This window comes from Anabaena sp. PCC 7108, from assembly GCF_000332135.1.
Taxonomy (GTDB): Bacteria; Cyanobacteriota; Cyanobacteriia; order Cyanobacteriales; family Nostocaceae; genus Anabaena.
Genome location: NZ_KB235896.1, coordinates 2053876 through 2071723 on the forward strand (window position 1 = coordinate 2053876; position 17848 = coordinate 2071723).

The 17848-nt window shown below is 40.0% G+C and carries 16 protein-coding genes; 7 read left to right on the forward strand and 9 right to left on the reverse strand.

Features of this window, described 5'->3' with window-relative positions:
* Positions 1-241: 241 nt before the first annotated feature.
* Positions 242-1795, reverse strand: coding sequence for a DNA repair protein RadA (gene radA / locus ANA7108_RS0110125; protein WP_016950671.1), 1554 nt, complete (start codon positions 1793-1795; stop codon positions 242-244).
* Between the two features lie 170 nt (positions 1796-1965).
* Between radA and rpaB the strand changes: the two genes are divergently transcribed.
* The 4 genes from rpaB (at position 1966) to ANA7108_RS0110145 (ending at position 5398) form a co-directional block, all read left to right on the forward strand.
* The gene (gene rpaB, locus ANA7108_RS0110130) at positions 1966-2694 is read left to right on the forward strand and encodes a response regulator transcription factor RpaB (RefSeq protein WP_016950672.1); all 729 of its coding nucleotides are present in this window, start codon (positions 1966-1968) and stop codon (positions 2692-2694) included.
* A gap of 127 nt (positions 2695-2821) precedes the next feature.
* Positions 2822-3460, forward strand: a complete 639-nt coding sequence (locus ANA7108_RS0110135; protein WP_016950673.1) for a cofactor assembly of complex C subunit B — start codon at positions 2822-2824, stop codon at positions 3458-3460.
* Between the two features lie 80 nt (positions 3461-3540).
* A complete protein-coding gene (locus tag ANA7108_RS0110140; protein ID WP_016950674.1) occupies positions 3541-4059 on the forward strand; it encodes a DUF456 domain-containing protein in 519 nt (172 codons plus the stop codon).
* A gap of 616 nt (positions 4060-4675) precedes the next feature.
* Entirely contained in the window at positions 4676-5398 is a 723-nt protein-coding gene (locus ANA7108_RS0110145) for a PEP-CTERM sorting domain-containing protein (RefSeq protein ID WP_016950675.1), read from the forward strand.
* A gap of 115 nt (positions 5399-5513) precedes the next feature.
* Here the strand turns inward: ANA7108_RS0110145 and nblB are convergent, their stop codons facing one another.
* From nblB to ANA7108_RS0110180, 7 genes are all read right to left on the reverse strand, one after another.
* Positions 5514-6170, reverse strand: a complete 657-nt coding sequence (gene nblB / locus ANA7108_RS0110150; RefSeq protein ID WP_016950676.1) for a phycobilisome degradation protein NblB — start codon at positions 6168-6170, stop codon at positions 5514-5516.
* Between the two features lie 59 nt (positions 6171-6229).
* The gene (locus tag ANA7108_RS0110155; protein ID WP_016950677.1) at positions 6230-6688 is read right to left on the reverse strand and encodes a CBS domain-containing protein; all 459 of its coding nucleotides are present in this window, start codon (positions 6686-6688) and stop codon (positions 6230-6232) included.
* 99 nt (positions 6689-6787) lie between these two features.
* Positions 6788-7210 (reverse strand): 8-oxo-dGTP diphosphatase MutT, encoded by a 423-nt coding sequence (gene mutT, locus ANA7108_RS0110160; RefSeq protein ID WP_016950678.1) that lies wholly within the window; start codon positions 7208-7210, stop codon positions 6788-6790.
* A gap of 190 nt (positions 7211-7400) precedes the next feature.
* Positions 7401-7748: a DUF760 domain-containing protein gene (locus ANA7108_RS0110165; protein WP_016950679.1), complete on the reverse strand. Its 348-nt coding sequence runs from the start codon at positions 7746-7748 to the stop codon at positions 7401-7403.
* 327 nt (positions 7749-8075) lie between these two features.
* Positions 8076-9032, reverse strand: a complete 957-nt coding sequence (locus ANA7108_RS0110170) for an RNA polymerase sigma factor, RpoD/SigA family (protein ID WP_016950680.1) — start codon at positions 9030-9032, stop codon at positions 8076-8078.
* Positions 9033-9610: 578 nt separating this feature from the next.
* Positions 9611-12880 carry a carbamoyl-phosphate synthase large subunit gene (gene carB / locus ANA7108_RS0110175; protein WP_016950681.1) on the reverse strand — a complete coding sequence of 1090 codons (3270 nt, stop codon included), beginning with the start codon at positions 12878-12880 and terminating at the stop codon, positions 9611-9613.
* A gap of 670 nt (positions 12881-13550) precedes the next feature.
* Entirely contained in the window at positions 13551-14105 is a 555-nt protein-coding gene (locus tag ANA7108_RS0110180; protein ID WP_016950682.1) for a Dps family protein, read from the reverse strand.
* Positions 14106-14494: 389 nt separating this feature from the next.
* On the opposite strand from ANA7108_RS0110180, the gene ANA7108_RS0110185 reads away from it, so the two are divergent.
* The 3 genes from ANA7108_RS0110185 to ANA7108_RS0110195 all read left to right on the forward strand — a co-directional run bounded on the left by ANA7108_RS0110185 (position 14495) and on the right by ANA7108_RS0110195 (position 16338).
* Entirely contained in the window at positions 14495-14752 is a 258-nt protein-coding gene (locus tag ANA7108_RS0110185; RefSeq protein ID WP_026104096.1) for an Asr1405/Asl0597 family protein, read from the forward strand.
* A gap of 39 nt (positions 14753-14791) precedes the next feature.
* Complete coding sequence (locus ANA7108_RS0110190; RefSeq protein ID WP_016950684.1) at positions 14792-15514, forward strand: (2Fe-2S) ferredoxin domain-containing protein; 723 nt, start codon at positions 14792-14794, stop codon at positions 15512-15514.
* Between the two features lie 71 nt (positions 15515-15585).
* Positions 15586-16338, forward strand: a complete 753-nt coding sequence (locus tag ANA7108_RS0110195) for a Uma2 family endonuclease (protein ID WP_016950685.1) — start codon at positions 15586-15588, stop codon at positions 16336-16338.
* A gap of 32 nt (positions 16339-16370) precedes the next feature.
* On the opposite strand, the gene ANA7108_RS31260 is transcribed toward ANA7108_RS0110195, so the two are convergent.
* Entirely contained in the window at positions 16371-17738 is a 1368-nt protein-coding gene (locus ANA7108_RS31260; protein ID WP_016950686.1) for a Rid family detoxifying hydrolase, read from the reverse strand.
* Positions 17739-17848: the final 110 nt, after the last annotated feature.

Genomic DNA, 17848 nt, shown 5'->3' on the forward strand with positions numbered 1-17848 from the left:
GCAATCTGACGCACCCTACAACAGATTTTTGGTGTGACACGCAGCTTTAGTCCTAACAAATAAAGGTTAAGAAAATTACTGATTGTTCCGGTTGCAAAAAACAACAGTTATTGTCAGTTATGTTCTTAAATGATTTTCTTCTCAGTGTTGTTACTTATTTTACCTTATTGATCATCAAATATAGCATTACGGTCTTTGTGTTGTTGAATGGTGATTATGATAGTGAGGAGCGTAGCCAGGTTTACTCTTCATCTTCATCGGGTTCTAAATCTTCTTCTGTCAGTTCCTGATGAGGGATAGCGGCAATAATTGCATCTATTACTTTTGATACTTGTAATATTTCGATGTTTAAATCGGGAAATTTTTGACCTTTGGGAACGATCGCTCTTTTAAACCCCAGTTTTGCTGCTTCTTTTAAGCGCAGTTCCATTTGGGAGACTGATCTGACTTGTCCCCCTAATCCCACTTCTCCAATCAATACAGTACCAGGATCAACTATTCTGTCGCGGAAACTGGCGACAATTGCGATCGCTATTCCTAAATCTACTGCTGGTTCTTCTACGTTTAAGCCACCAGCAGATGCGACATAGGAATCTAATTTCGACATGGGTATCCCCACTCGTTTTTCTAGGACTGCGAGGATTTGCACTAAACGGTTATAATCTATGCCAGTCCCAGCCCGACGTGGTGAAGGGTAACTGGTAGGACTGACTAAAGCTTGTAGTTCTACAACTATCGGCCGTGTTCCTTCACAAGCTACGACAATGGCTGTACCTGGTGCGGGGTCGTCACGATTCCCTAAAAACAATTCTGAGGGGTTGTCAACTTCCCGTAATCCTTCTGTCACCATTTCAAATATACCAATTTCGTGTGTTGCACCGAAACGATTTTTTACTGTTCTTAATAATCGGTGAGAAGCAAAGCGATCGCCTTCAAAATACAATACTGTATCGACTAAATGCTCCAAAACTTTCGGTCCTGCGATCGCACCTTCTTTGGTGACGTGACCGACAATTAACATTGTAATATCTTCATGCTTTGCCACCTTCATTAAGGCTGCTGTACATTCCCGTACTTGAGCTACTGAACCTGGTGCAGATGTCAAAGCTGGAAAAAATACAGTTTGTATACTATCTATGACTGCCACATTTGGTCGCAGGGAGTCTATTTCCCGTAAAATTTCTTCTAAATCAGTTTCTGGCAATACATACAAGTTTGCACCTATACTATCTGGATCTATTATTTCTTCAGTATTTTCTGTTATTTCTTCAGTATTATTAGTTTCATCATTCTCAGTTACTACATTGAGAGTTTTTGACATTCCTAACCGAGAAGCGCGTAGTTTCACCTGTTGTCCTGATTCTTCCCCAGTGACGTAGAGGATGCGGTATTTTTGCGCCAATTGATTGGATACTTGTAATAGCAGAGTCGATTTACCAATTCCTGGATCACCGCCAATTAGCACCATTGAACCAGGGACAACCCCACCACCAAGTACCCGATCTAATTCTCCATAACCAGATTCCCAACGAGCAATTTGGCGATCGCTAATTTGATCAAAAGTAAGAGAAGCTCTTGCTTTAGCGGGTTTAGCTGATTTGTTAGCAGATTTAGCATTAGTTTGAGCAGCGTGCCAATTACCTACTCCCCCCCGATTAGGTACATCTACCCCAAAAGGACTGGCATTTTGTTCTATCAAAGAATCATAAGTGTCACAATTAGAACACTTTCCAAACCATTGGGAGAACTCTGATGCACAATTACTGCAAATGAAAATGGTTTTTGGCTTTGCCATGCTTAATTTTTATTAAAAAATCTTAATTGTTCCTTAAGTTTTATAAAAAACAGAAGTTCAATAATAGTAGGAGTTACAGCTTTTTTCTAATCAGTTGATGGAATGATATCTTAATATTATGGTATTAAAAATTCATCATGTAAGATTTTAGTTAGGGAGCCTAGGGAAACTTGGAAAGTCATAAAGAAAAAATCCTGGTAGTAGACGACGAAGCCAGCATTCGCCGGATTTTGGAAACGCGCCTTTCCATGATTGGCTACGATGTAGTAACTGCTGGCGACGGTGAAGAAGCTTTAGAAACCTTTCGCAAAACTGAACCAGACTTAGTAGTGTTGGATGTGATGATGCCAAAGCTAGATGGCTATGGTGTTTGTCAAGAATTACGTAAGGAATCAGATGTCCCCATCATCATGCTAACAGCTTTGGGGGATGTAGCTGATCGCATCACGGGATTGGAATTAGGTGCTGATGACTATGTAGTTAAACCATTCTCCCCTAAAGAGCTAGAAGCGCGAATTCGTTCAGTGTTGCGACGGGTGGACAAAACCGGGGCGACGGGTATTCCCAGTTCTGGGGTAATTCATGTCGGGAATATCAGAATCGATACCAATAAACGCCAAGTTTACAAAGGTGACGAGCGTATTCGCTTGACAGGTATGGAATTCAGCTTACTAGAGTTGTTAGTAAGTCGCTCTGGAGAAGCCTTTTCCCGTTCGGAAATCTTGCAAGAAGTTTGGGGATACACACCCGAACGTCATGTAGATACTCGCGTGGTGGATGTACATATCTCCCGTTTACGGGCCAAATTGGAAGATGATCCCAGTAACCCAGAACTAATACTTACTGCTAGAGGAACTGGTTATCTTTTTCAACGAATACTGGAACCAGGAGAGGAGTGAAGAAGGTGACAGGTGACAGGTGACAGGTGACAGAGAAAAAGCAGGGGGAGCAGGGAGGAGGGAGCAGGTGGAAAGATAAATATTCTTTCCCAATTACCAATTACCAATCACCAATTACCAATTACCAATGACTAAATCTGATCCCAATCGAGTTTTGCGGCGTTTACCCCTAGTCGTTGGGGGTTTAGGTGCTGTACTTTTGTTGATTAATCGGTTTTTGACACCAGAACTTACTAATTCCCAAGCGCGTGGTGATGTGCTGGGAGTTATTTTGAGTGCGGTGTTAATTTTAACGGGTTTAATTTGGCAACAGGTACAACCTCGCACACCTGAGACAGTAAAACTGATTGGGGAAGAAGGTTTTTTCTTAGCGGCAGATTTACCAGAAGCCTTGAAAACAGAACTAGCCTGGGCATCGCATTTATTATTAACTAATACAGTGACGCGATCGCTTATCGTTTACTATCAAGGTAAGGTTTTGTTACGCCGCGGTATTCTGGCTCCTAAATCTGAAGTTATACCAGGAACTATCTTAAAAAGAGTCCTGGAAACACAAAAGCCAATTTATTTAGTTGCTTTGTATGTGTATCCAGGCAAAATAGAATTTGATTATTTACCAGAAAACACACAAGGTGTAATTTGTCAACCCATTGGTAAAGAAGGTGTATTAATTTTAGGGGCAAATACTCCCCGTAGCTATACTAAACAAGATGAGAACTGGATTGCAGGAATTGCCGATAAATTAGCTGTTACACTTCGGGAGTAGTTAGTTTTAAGGTTTTGTAGTCAGCACTTTAGTGCTGAGAAAATAAGGAGTAAAGTCCTGACTACGCTTAATTAAGAATTATGCAAATAATTTACTGGTTATTAATAACGCTCATGATTGTGGGTGTAATTGGTTCTGTAGTGCCGGCTATACCTGGAAGCAGCTTAATTTTAATTGCCATTATTATTTGGGGAGTTGTCAGTAGTTCCTTTGCAGCGATTAAAATTCCCCTCATAGTGACAATTATTGTTCTACTTCTGAGTATGGCAGTAGATTTTTTGGCTGGCTACTTAGGAGCAAAACAAGCAGGTGCTAGTAAATGGGGGCAAATTGGCGCTTTGGTAGGATTGTTACTAGGATTTTTCGGATTATTACCCACATTACCCTTTGGCAGTCCATTATTAGGAATTCTACTTGGTCCGCTATTAGGTGCAATTATTGGTGAGTACATTTACTGTCGTGATTTAGGACTTGCAGTCAAAGCTGGGATAGGAATCACAGTAGGAACCTTGGTAGGGAATTTCATTCAGGGCATTCTTGCGGTTGGTGCGGTGATAGTTTTTCTATGGACAACATGGCCTCAAGTATACGGTGGGTAAAATTTAGTTACTTACTCGTATTGCTTAGGAATACATCTTCATCATAAGTTCATAAAAAAGTCATAGGTTTGTAAAACAGGCTGACTTGTACAGTACGGCAGCAATAACTACAACTTCATCAGAAGATAGAAAGCCGATAACATAAGCCTTCTATCTTTTTTATTGCTTGTCTGGCAGTCTGTGATAGCGAATATTGGCAGCAAAAGTATGTAGTAGGCAAAAACATTTCTATCATTGATACGACCAGTCTACTGACCTAAAACTCCCATAATCTAAGGATATTGCCATAAAACTACATCATGACGACTTAGGCTCAGTAAACAATAATAACTAGACTGAAAATGAAGATTATATCAAGATGGTTCAGTATATCTTGCATACTCTAAGTAATTATGTAATTATTACAGTGTAGGGAATGCAAGATGAACAAAAAAGCGGTAACACTACTTAATGTGTCATCCAACACAGCAATCCTACTCTACTTTCTACATTAAAGATGATTCCCACTTAGGGCTTAAGGGTATTTCCTGAACTTCTAAATAATTTCAGGATTGCTGTGGGGTAAAAAATCTGTTCGTTTCTGTAAATAAATTTTTGATAGGAGCCTGAAATTACAATGTTTAACTTCAAATCTCAACTTTTAGGCGCTGCTGCTGTACTACCTATAGTTGCTGCTGGTTTCTTAGGTTCTGCTGGTTCTGCTGAAGCTGCTGCACTCATAGGTGATTTTAGCTTCAATGGTGGTACAACAGTTAATCCATTTGCGAGCAGTACAGTTAAGTTGACAAAAGATGCTCTATACTTTGAGCCTCAGCCAATTACCCCAGTTGCTATTGCCTCTCAGAGCGGCGACTTTTCGAGTTTCAATTCAGCTAACATAGGTAATATTATCTCCTTCAGTGGAGATACTGCTGATAACCCATTTTTAGACCTCGGTAACCTTACTATACCTGGTATTATATTACCAGCTGAGAGTACTGCTTCTTTAACAGATAGCCTGAATACCTTTACTCTGGAATCTTCTGATTATAAGGTGTCACAAAGCGGTGCTAACGTTAGTATAGACGTTGAACTTTGGGGTTTCTTTACTAGTGCTACTGGAGAGATATCTAAGGGAGCAGGAAACATAACCTTCCAGAAAAATAATACGAATGTTACCGATGTAAATACTCTTCTTAACGGTGGTGGAACATTAACTACTGCGTCAGGTAGTGGTATGACCTTCTCTGGTGCTGCCTTCACCGCTACTTCTACTCCCGAACCTACCACAATGTTAGGTTTAGGTTTAGTTGCTGCGGGAATGACCGTAGCTCGTCGTCGCAAACTTGTAAAAGCGTAGTTTGAAAGACTACTTCTAATATCAAAACCTTAATTTTCGATCTGGTTGGAGTGCAACATTTTACCAACCAGGTCATTTTTTTGTTTGTAGAGATCCAGTTTTGCGTCAAACCAACCTACGCAATAGCTCTTTTCGCTTCCTTTGCAACTGCTTCTACTTCATCATTCACCAGAGTTTCTAAAATAGATTTAGCTTCCGCACCACCCAAATTAGCTAAAGCTTGGACAACTCTGTAACGTACTTGCCAATCTGGATTAATCACATAAGGAACCAAGAGGGGAACAGCTTCTATATCTCCCAACTCACCAAGTGAACTAATCGCAGCAGTTTGAATTAACCCATTATCTGAGGAAAGTGCTTCTTTAAGTAGTTCAAAGCTACGAGGATCACCCAACTCTCCTAAAGTAGCAATGATACTAAATTGTACAAGCCATTCCGGGGTGGTATGGTAAAGCTGCTGTAAATCCTCAAAAGCAGCTTGTAGTTTTAGCGCACCTAAACAATCTGCTGCTGCTGCTTGGACATCAGCCTCTGGATCACTGAGTAAATCTCGCAACATCTGCAAAGATAAATCTAAATCTTGGGTTCCCAGCGTATCCATTTGACTTACAGCCGAGTAACGGACACGAGAATTACTATCAGTTACGCCAATTTTAATTAGTTCCAAAGCGGCTTTCGGTTCTAGTTCCCGAATTTGATTGACTGCACGCAAGCGATCGCCTAAATTCTCAGAACTAAGTAATTCTTTTACGGATTCGGCAGAAATACTCATTTTTAATTATCTATCCTAAATTGTCAAATTGGTAATTGGGTTATCAACCTCCCCATTCCCTACTCAGCGGCCATGGTGCGAATAATGTCCCCACGAGTAAGAATACCAATAACTTGACCAGCATTGTCAAGGACAGGTAAACGGTGAACTTTGTGATCTTGGATCATTTTTGCAGCTTCTTTAAGAGATTTATCAGGAGTAATAGTCAGAGAGTTTTTACTCATAACTTCTCCTACGGTTTGTCCTAAAGCTTTATGCAAATCTCGTTCATAAGTACCAGGATTTTGTAAATAAATCACACTATCCAAAATCATGATATATGCAGGAGGAGTTACACCAGTTTCTTGCCACATTAGGTCTGTTTCTGATATGATTCCCGCCAATTTACCTGCATCATCAATTACAGGTAAACCGCTAATCCGGTTTTCTGCCAAAATTTGGATAGCTTCTTTTAAAGGAGTTTCAGGATGAACGACAATAGGATCACTGGTCATCACTTCAGCAACTGTTTTAGACATTTTTTTACTTACACCTTTTATAAAAGCCTTTTCAATTATTGTAGAAAATTGTGGGTAACAACTACATGAGGTTCATACATCTTTACTTGCCGAAAATGCTTAAATATTGCCCTGTTTATATTTTCTCAGCGCCTCAATAATTTCTAAATTCGCTTCAGGAAAAGTGAATTCATCTAGCTCATCCCACTTTACCCAACGGATTTCGTCACATTCAATTGCTTGGGGAACCCCGCTTAAATGGTAACAGTGATGAACATTTAAAGTAACTCGCAAATGTTTGTAAGTATGATCAATTGTGATGAGATTTTCTCCCACTGAGATTTCTATACCCAGTTCTTCATAAATTTCCCTATGAATACACTCTTCGATGGTTTCACCAGGTTCTATTTTTCCCCCAGGAAATTCCCATAAACCGCCCATTGTCCCTTCAAGACGACGACGATCAATTAAAATTTGCTCTTGGTTGTTCCAAATAACAGCAACACCAATAATTTTATGAGGCAGGGTAGATACTTCATTCATGGAATTCAATAGTTAGTAACTAATAAAAAACTCGACAGATTCACTTTCTTAATGTCGAGCTTGCACTTTTAGTAAATTTGCAATACGAAATTTTAACATTTATTAAATAAAAAACACCAATTAATAAAGTCCTGTTATTGGGATCACAAATTTGATACAGAATTTATTGAACTGGTGTTAATTAATTACTTTAGTCAACGACATCGTTGTGATTGACTTCAGTTCCTTGCAAGGTTGTATCAAAACTCATTCGCTGCTCGGCGTTACGCAGAAAGTAACCGCTAACCATAGCAGAGGCCAGTAGCCGTCCTAAGTTTTCTCGACTTGTGGTGACGGTGACACCAAAGTGTTCAGAAGGTAAGTTGCCCAAAAGTCCCATAATATTTCGTTCCATCACCTGAAAAACTTCTGAGGAAGTTGGTTTGGATAGTTGATTAACTGTTTCTGGGCTTAATGATTTAACATACTGCCATAGTAAATTACTAGTTTCGGACTCACTATCAAAAAATTCTGAGACTCTTTTTGGTTGGTTATTCACGTTTTATCTCCTTTACTACCACTATGAATGGCGGTATTTGTGACTGGAATAATCAATAACCTATCTTGTATTGAATGTAACCGACAATCATATATTCATGTCAACCAATTTAACAGGTTATTTTTGTCCAGGGAGTCGGTTAAACCGTACCAAAAGCGTGGTAATTTTGCGAATAAGTGATCAATGGTATCAAGTTCGTTTAACTACTTGTAATTTGTAACTCTCTGCTTCCCCCTCTGCATCAGTCTTAATTACAAGTGTTCATCTGAACTTGATATGATTGGTGATGGGAAAACTCTTTCTTGTGTTCCCCATCTTCCCAATCCTCTAACTAGCAAGATATTCATTGATATTGGTTTTAGACTTGCGAAGTTTTGTTAAGGCTTCGCGCTCAATTTGCCGAACTCTTTCCCGGCTGATATTTAGAAGTTCACCTATTTTGGCGAGAGTCAAGGCTTGTCCGTCGATTAACCCAAAGCGGAGTTTAATCACTTCCTTTTGTTGTGGGGTAAGTTCTGCCATTAAACGCTCTAAGTCATAAGATAAGGAAGATTGCATGACAAAATCTTCTGGAGATGCGCCTGTATCTTCTAACATTTCTCCGAGTTCGGTGTCGTAATTATCTCCTAGACGTAAATCTAGGGATAAAGGCAAACGAGCTTTTTCTAGACACTCTCGCACCTGTTTGGGTGTTAGTTCCAATTCTTGAGCTAATTCTGTAGCTGTGGGCGCACGTCCCAATGTTTGTGACAATTGGCGTTGTGCTTTTTTAATTTTATTTAATTTTTCGGTAATATGAATAGGCAAGCGAATGGTGCGGGCTTTTTCAGCGATCGCACGAGTGATGGCTTGACGTATCCACCAATAGGCATAAGTAGAAAATCTATAACCTTTAGTAGGGTCAAATTTTTCTACCCCACGTTGCATCCCAATGCTGCCTTCTTGAATCAAGTCGAGTAAATCGACATTGCGCTTAATGTACTTTTTGGCAACGGAGACAACTAGGCGCAAATTAGCTTCTACCATTTTGCGTTTAGCAATCTCACCATCTGCGATCGCTTCGTTTAATTCCGCTGGTTCTAATTTTGTCGCTTTTGCCCATTCTTCTATGGTAGGTTCACGATCTAACTGGAGAACAAGGTTGTCTCTGACTTCATTTAAGCTAGTAGACCGTTGTACCTGTTTACCAAAACAAATCTCTTCTTCGTGGGTGAGAAGTGGCACACGGCCAATCTCACGCAGATAAGTCCGCACAAGGTCTGTGGCTGTCTGAGCGGTCTTCATGGCGCTACTCTTTAGTGATGACGGGTTTGCTAGTAGGGTCATTGATTTATAAATGCCTTTTTAGGGTGCTATCCAGTCAAGCTGGGAAACCATTCTTAGGTTTGCGGCTTAAACGCCCGATGAACTCGGCTGCTCATACTTAGTCAAATAAGGCTATTAACTGCTAGACGTTACAGTTACTTCTTAGTAATCACAAGTACCTAGAGTTAGATATAAGGTAAGAAGTAAAACATTTTTGGTTTTATTTAGATTATTAATAATTGTAACATTTATGAGAAGACTTTGACTACCGAGAAACCCGTAATTTCGTGGCTTTTTCCAGTAGTCGATTGCGGTAATTTTACCCAATAGCATAGATTTGAAGGCACTGGTAGCAGGTTTTTAGTTGAGGAAATAACTTCCTCATATTTGTTAAAATATCTCAATGATAACTATAATGATTCTCCCATAATAATTGCTTAAGGTTTTGGGGATTGGGGATTGGGGATTGGGGATTGGGAATTAAGTTATTCTTCATTTTCTCCGCGTCCCCGCGTCTTCATGTCCCCGCGTCTCCCCTTCTCCCCATGTCGCCCCAGCTATTGAATAACTGGGCAATATTCCTGAATAACTTTTACATCCAAAGTCGTATTTTGTAAGGAACGGATACCTGCGACTGTGGCTTTGGCTCCGGCGATTGTGGTAATGATCGGAATTTTGTAAGCTAAGGCTGTGCGGCGAATTAATCTCGCATCGGTATGGGCTTCTTCCCCAGAAGGTGTATTGATGATCAGTTGGATTTTTTGGTTTTTGATAGCATCGAGAACATGGGGACGACCTTCATGGAGTTTGAGGACTGACTGAATCTCTAACCCTTGTTCTTGTAAGACTTGGCGTGTACCTTGGGTCGCCATAACGGTAAAGCCTAAAGCAATAAACTCTCTGACCACATCTACCGCAGCGGATTTATCACGATCGCTCATGGACACAAATACAGTACCTTTGAGAGGTAAGCGTTCACCGGCAGCTAATTCTGCCTTAGCAAAGGCGCGACCAAAGTCGCTGTCAATGCCCATCACTTCACCTGTTGAGCGCATTTCTGGTCCCAAAATGGTATCTGTACCAGGGAACTTATTAAAAGGCAATACGGCTTCTTTGACCGCAATATGAGAGGGAATAACTTCTTTGGTAAAGTTCAACTCCTCTAAGGTTTTACCTGACATAATTAAGGATGCCAGTTTTGCCAGTTGTACACCCGTGGCTTTAGAAACAAATGGAACTGTACGGGATGCTCTGGGGTTAGCTTCCAAAATGTAAACTTGGGGAGCATAACCATTTGCACCAACTACCGCAAACTGAATATTCATCAAGCCAACAACAGATAACTCCTGTGCTAGTTGCACCGTCCAAGTGCGAATTTGATTTAGCACGGCTGGGGAGAGAGAAATAGAAGGTAAGGAACAAGCCGAATCTCCTGAGTGAATTCCCGCTTGTTCGATGTGTTCCATGATGCCACCAATCACGACTCTGCCAGTATGGTCGGCGATCGCATCTACATCAACTTCAATGGCATTTTCTAAGAACTTATCAATCAAAATCGGGTGTTCTGGTTCCACCAACACCGCAAAAGTCATGTAACGTTCTAAATCAGCGTCAGAATAGACGATTTCCATCGCCCTTCCCCCCAACACATAGCTAGGACGCACAACGACAGGATAACCAATTCGTTTAGCAACAATCAACGCATCTTCGTAACTTCTAGCAATACCATTAGGCGGTTGGGCAATATTCAATTTTTGGAGAATCTTTTCAAACCGTTCGCGGTTTTCTGCCATGTCGATAGAATCAGGAGAAGTACCCCAAATTTTGGTAACTAGGGACTGGGAATTTTCTAACTTTTGTAAATACTCCTGCAAGGGAACCGCTAATTTTAATGGTGTTTGTCCACCAAACTGAACTATGACGCCGACGGGATTTTCAGTGTCGATGATGTTGAGAACATCTTCTTTGGTTAATGGTTCAAAATACAAGCGATCGCTGGTATCGTAATCTGTAGAAACTGTCTCTGGGTTAGAGTTAACCATGATTGTTTCATATCCTGCACCATGTAAAGCATAAGCAGCATGGCAACAACAATAATCAAATTCAATGCCTTGACCAATGCGGTTTGGACCACCACCCAAAATCATCACCTTGGGTTTTTCGGTGGGTAAAACTTCCGTTTCTTCTTCGTAGGTGGAATAGTAATATGGAGTTAGTGCTTCAAATTCAGCCGCGCAGGTATCAACTGTTTTGTAAACAGGAATCACCCCTAACTGCTTGCGATATGCCCGAACCTCATCTTCATTAGTTTTGGTAGCGTAGGCAATTTGGCGATCGCTAAAACCATCCCTTTTTACATCATACATTTGCTCTTTTGTCAACTGTTTTAAGGGCGTGCGTTTCAGGAACTTCTCTACTTCTAGTAGTTGTTGTAATTTATCTAAAAACCACGGGTCAATCGCGGTCAGTTCATAGATTTCCTCATGAGTCATTCCTAATTGCATAGCATGACGCACAGAAAAGATGCGTTCCGGGTTTGGTGTCCGCAGCTGGGCGCGAATTTGTTCACCGCTGGGTAATTTTTCGGCTTTGTCACAACCCCAACCAGCCCGTCCTGTTTCTAGAGAACGCAATGCTTTTTGGAAAGATTCGTTAAATGTTCTACCAATAGCCATAGCTTCCCCGACAGACTTCATTTGTGTAGTCAGCACAGGTTCAGAACCGGGGAATTTTTCAAACGCAAACCGGGGAATTTTAGTGACAACATAGTCAATTGTCGGTTCAAAGGAAGCGGGGGTTTTTTTGGTAATATCGTTTTGCAGTTCATTCAAGGTATAACCCACAGCTAACTTAGCCGCTATTTTGGCAATGGGGAAACCTGTGGCTTTGGAAGATAAGGCCGAACTGCGGGATACACGGGGGTTCATTTCAATCACCACCACATCCCCATTTTCAGGATTCACAGCAAACTGGATATTTGAACCGCCGGTTTCTACACCAATTTCGCGGATGATTTTAATCGCCATATCCCGCAACCGTTGATATTCTTTATCGGTGAGGGTTTGGGCAGGGGCGACGGTAATTGAATCCCCAGTATGAATACCCATAGGGTCAATATTTTCGATGGAACAGATAATCACCACGTTATCTGCTAAGTCACGCATGACTTCTAGTTCATATTCTTTCCAGCCAAGTAGAGACTGGTCAATGAGAATTTGCGACACGGGACTGGCATCAATACCCACTTGTGCCATTTCTTCAAATTCTTCTTTGTTGTAGGCGATACCGCCACCCGTACCACCCATTGTAAAGGCTGGACGGATGATTAGGGGATATGTACCAATTCGCTGTGCGATCGCTTTTGATTCTGCTAAAGTCGAGGCTGTACCACTGGGACAGACTGCTACCCCAATCTTAGCCATTGCTTCGTTAAACAGCTTTCTGTCTTCGGCTTTTTCAATCGCTGGTAATTTCGCACCAATTAACTCAACGTTGTATTTATCTAAAACACCATTTTTCGCCAAAGCTACAGCCAGGTTGAGGGCGGTTTGTCCTCCCATCGTTGGTAACAGGGCATCTGGACGTTCTTTAGCGATAACTTTTTCTACTATTTCCGGTGTCAGCGGTTCAATATAAGTGCGGTCTGCCGTTTCTGGGTCAGTCATAATGGTTGCAGGGTTGGAATTAACCAACACCACTTCATAGCCTTCTTCTCGCAATGCTTTACAGGCTTGAGTTCCAGAATAATCAAATTCACAGGCTTGACCAATCACAATTGGTCCTGAACCTAACAGGAGAATTTTTCGGAGGTCTTCACGACGGGGCATAGTTTTTACCTTAGATGACAAGAATAGAAATCTTGACTATTTTAAAGGTCTTTACCCCTGATCATGCTATTTATTATCAAGGTTTCCAGGTTTTTATGTCCCAGAAGTAATGTAGTACCTCATGACTAGTACCGCAGGGCAGAATTAAAAAAAATTAACAATTAACAATTAAAAATCAAAAAAGCATATTCCACAGGCTTTTCAGGCATTTTTCATGGTTGGTTGACTTCCCTTTCTACTAATCAGTCTGTCAAATAAATTTTGATCGATAAGGGAAGGAACCGCAAAAACGCGTTGGCATTGGCGTAGCCTCTTGTAGAGAAGTGTTTTGAAGGAAAGGACACAAAGCAAAAAAGGAAGAAGAAAGAAGATAAGTAATAAGATAAATTTTCAATAACTACAGAATAAATTTACTCCTGTTATTTATGTGCATTTGTAGCCACAAAAGCCACAAAATAATATTGATAATGCTAATAACAATCGTTATTAATTACTTCTTTATCTTAAAAAGAGCTTAACCTCAAAATAATCTCATTTTTTATCCAGATATTCAATCAAAATAGCAGAAAGGTTTATATTTCCCTCTCTGCCATTATTAATCATTACCTAAACGTCTGAAAAGCTAATTTAGATTTCATTCTAGGTGATAATCATCGAGATAATGCGAATTTTAGTTTTGAGCAGGTTGGACAAAACCTAAAGTTAAACTATCCTTAGCTAAAAAGTGAGCCAAATGATAAGCTCTTTCTTCAGTTTTTAACAGAATTTTTTCGTAAAGATAGCGTGTACCACGATCACCTAAACTCTCAGCCTGAGAAGCTTGACGGCGAATTACACTAATGATTGCTTGTTCTGCTACTAGGTCATTTTCTAGCATCTTCCGGGCTGCATATGCACCATCAGTTTCAGGCTCAAAGCAGCATAATTCAGCTAATTTGCTAAAACTTGCAGCAGGTACACCACCTAAACCATTTAACCTTTCACCAATTTCATGGATGTGGTCTTGTACTTCTTCATAGCTGGTATTAAAAAACTCATGCAGCGAGTAAAATTCTGCACCTTCAACTACAAAATGGTGTTTTTGATATTGTAGGTAGAGCGCTTGAAAACTAGCTAATACAACATTGAATCCTTCAATTACTGGAGTTGTAACACTCCGATCCAGTAATACAGGATTGTCATATACTTGACCAAAAGATTGTAACAAAATTTGAGTATCAGACATTGTTCTCCTCGCTTTTAAACAGTTATATTTTGCAACTGTTAAGTCTTTATATATTAACACTTAAAAAAATGTCGGCAAGCCTATTAAATCTTGCAGATTTTGGCATTTTTAAGGCTGTGAGTATCAATTTTTCTTCTTGTCAGATGCTCACAATCGATTTGATTTAGGTGTATCTATCCAACACCATTATTGACTTATACCGCTAAATATGCATATGTCATGAGGAATATCTCTTCATTATAGAAGTGATATTTTTTTGCAAAATTAATGCAAATAATTTTCACTAGTGTGTTATAACTTGAAGAGAATCAAATCCCACAAACTCCTATGAACAGGGAGTTTGCTTGTTGTGTTTACTGCAAGTTTGTTGCACTTTGAGGGCAATTCGCTTGAAATTTTTTAGCTCAGAAACAGGAATAATGCAGGTTGTTGAGGTGAATTGGGCAGATCGTTGGCAAGTATATCAACGTCTGCGTGAGTTGGATATTACTTGTGGTTGTGCAATTAACCAGCCATTACAAGTAGAAATAGCCAGTACCACGGCAGCTATTCAACTTTGGAGTGTAATTCGACAATTCACGGCTTCTCGTCAAGAACTGATTTGCACTCTTGAACATTGCTGGCGTATTCGTCACCAACAGTTTTAATTGGCTAATAACTTTTCTTCATTCACCGGAGGTCAAAAAATGCATATATATACTCAGATACAAGTAACAGAATTTTGCCTAGAAGGTCGGTTTTTAGATTTTGTGATCAAAGACGGATATAAGCTTAAAGGCTTATTATTGTGGACTTCTGAAGGTGAATGTTATGTAAAGTTAGCCAAGCATTTACGGAGTGCTTTTGATTTGCGTTTACCTAAAGGAACTTGGCTGCAAGTTGTGGGGACAAAACAGCACGACGCAAAAAAGGATAAGCTGACACTGAAAGCAGAACGTGTCATGGCTGCGCGTGAGGAGATAATATCGTGTCCAGTTGAATACTTATCATTAGGGCAGACACGGAGACGCGGAGAAACAGAGACGCGGGGAGTCTTTTTTGATAAACAATTAGCCGGACTTAATAAAAATAAACAACCGGCATTACAGAATCAGAACCAGCCAAAACCAGCTAAGACACAAACGATTTTAGTTTGTCAAAAGTCAGATTGTATGAAGCGCGGTGGTAAAGCTTTGTGTCAGGCTTTAGAATCTGAGTTGAGAAATAATGGTTTAGAAGATAATGTAATTATTAAAGGTACTGGTTGCATGAAAAACTGTAAAGCAGGGCCAAATTTAGTAATGCCAGATAAAACTCGCTATAGTAAAATTCAAGCTCCACAAGTGCCGGCGTTGATAGATAAGCATTTTGGTAGTGAGATTCAGGAACAGTCAGAAAATGTAGCTGTACCTCGGTTTGCTAGAGTTTAGCGTATAGATCAATCTGCTGTAATTTTTGTAACGAAGCATAGAGGCGCAAAGAACACAGAGGAAACCCAACTATGATCACCGCTACCCAAGCATTTCAAGTCACTTGGGAAAAACTACCCGATGATTACATTCTCCCAGATGACCCAGTGGATAACATCTACCAACCAGCCCTAGCAGCATCCCTAACCGAAAGCCTCGATCTATCCGGTAAACTGGCCACCAATTGCCTTACACCAACTAATTATGGTATCTGCGCGACATTAAATGGCAAATTTGTGGTTAAAGCACCTGATTGGGCTTACATTCCCCAAATCAATGTGAATAGGCAAGAAGTTTTCCGTAGTTACACCCCCCAACTACAGGGAGACATTCCAGTAATAGTTATGGAATTTATTTCAGATCCAGATGGAACAGAATATTCTAGTAAACCTACTTATCCTCCTGGGAAATGGTTTTTTTATGAAAGTATTTTAAAAGTTCCAAATTACATTATCTTTGAACCAGACAGTGGTGAATTAGAAGTCTATCGCTTAGACAATACCAGCGAAAAATATAAAATTCAGACACCTAATGAAAACCAACGTTATTGGATAGGAGAAATGAATCTTTACCTGGGAGTATGTGAAGGTACAAGGGAAAATATAACTGCTAAATGGTTGAGATGGTGGGATGAACAAGGAAACTTGTTATTGTGGAGTTCAGAATTAGTAGAACAAAAGCAACAAGAATTAGAACAAAAGCAACAAGAATTAGAAGCAGAAAAACAACGTGCTGAAAAACTAGCAGCACAATTACGAACATTAGGTATAAAACCTGAAAATTAAACTAGGGTGGGCATAGCCCACCAGATAATTAATTAACCACTAATCACCGCGATACAGTCAATTTCTACCAGCACATTTTTAGGTAAACGCGAGACTTCAACACAAGCACGCGCTGGGGCTGTATCTTCGGAAAAATATTTTGCATAAACCGCATTTACTGCGGCGAAATCATTCATATCAGCTAAAAATACACCAGTTTTAACCACATCTTGGAAAGTAGCACCAGCTGCTGTCAGAATGGCTTCCAGATTAGCCATTACCTGTTCAGTTTGTTTAACTACATCTTCTGTGTAAACAACATCACCTAGTCGAGGATCAATGGCAATTTGTCCAGCGACAAACAACATTTGTCCAGATGCGACGATGGCTTGATTATATGGTCCAACTGGTGCAGGTGCTTTATCGGTACGGATTACTTTACGAGTCATAGTTATCACTTTTTCTAATGGTGCTTCTTGTTTACCGAATTCTAAATCAGTAGATGTTTGGTAAACTTCTCCATCTGGCATTATCGCACCTGTGAGGTCTGCATTTTTAAAGGTTGCACCATAGATATTCGCGCCGGTTAAATCTGCTTTTCTCAGATTTGCGCCATTGAGATCAGCTTTCATTAAATTTGCTCTTTGCAGTTCAGCTTTACCGAAATTTGTACCTTTCAGACAGGCTTTTCGGAAGTTTACATCATTGAGGTTTGTTGCACCCAAATCTGCTTCAGCAAAATTTATACCTGATAAATCTTTCTGAGATAAATTAACACCCCGAATTTTAGATCCTTGGAAATTAGTATTTTTGAGCTTCACATTAGAGAGGATTGCCTGACTCAAATCACAATCTGTCAAGTTAGCATTATCCAAATTAGCAGAAGTGAGGTTAGTTCTAGCCAAGTTTGCATCTATCAAAGAAGCTTCAGTGAAATTAGTAGATTGTAAAGTCGCATCTCTCAAGTTAGCATTATCCAAATTAGCATTACTGAAATTAGTACCATCTAAGTTTGCTTTGCTCAAATTGGCATTATCTAACTTAGCGTTACTAAAGTTAGCATTGTTGACAATCGCTCCACTCAAGTTCACATTGTCCAAGTTAGCATTGCTAAAGTTGGTACTACTTATATTTGCCTTATTCAAGTCAGCACCACTCAAGTCTGCCCAAGTTAAATTTAAACTAGAACTGTTTACCAACTCACTCAAGTTAGCACTTGTTAAAGATGCCCTAGTGAGATTTGTGTTGTTAAGATTTGCTTTACTCAAGTTAGCATCATTTAAATCTGCTCCAGTCAAATCTGAACTTCTTAAATCTATTCCACTCAAATTTGCACCTGTAAGATTAACTCCTCTCAGATTTACAGCATGAAACTTGCGTTCCCCAGCAGCGTATTTCTCTAAAAGTTCCTCAGCGTCCATAAAGCACCATTAAATACCCTGAACCAAGTATAAACGCAAAGGTTTGTATAAACTCTCTTTCCTTCTTCCTTCTTCCTTCTTCTTTCTTCCTTCGCGCACTTCGCGCCTTC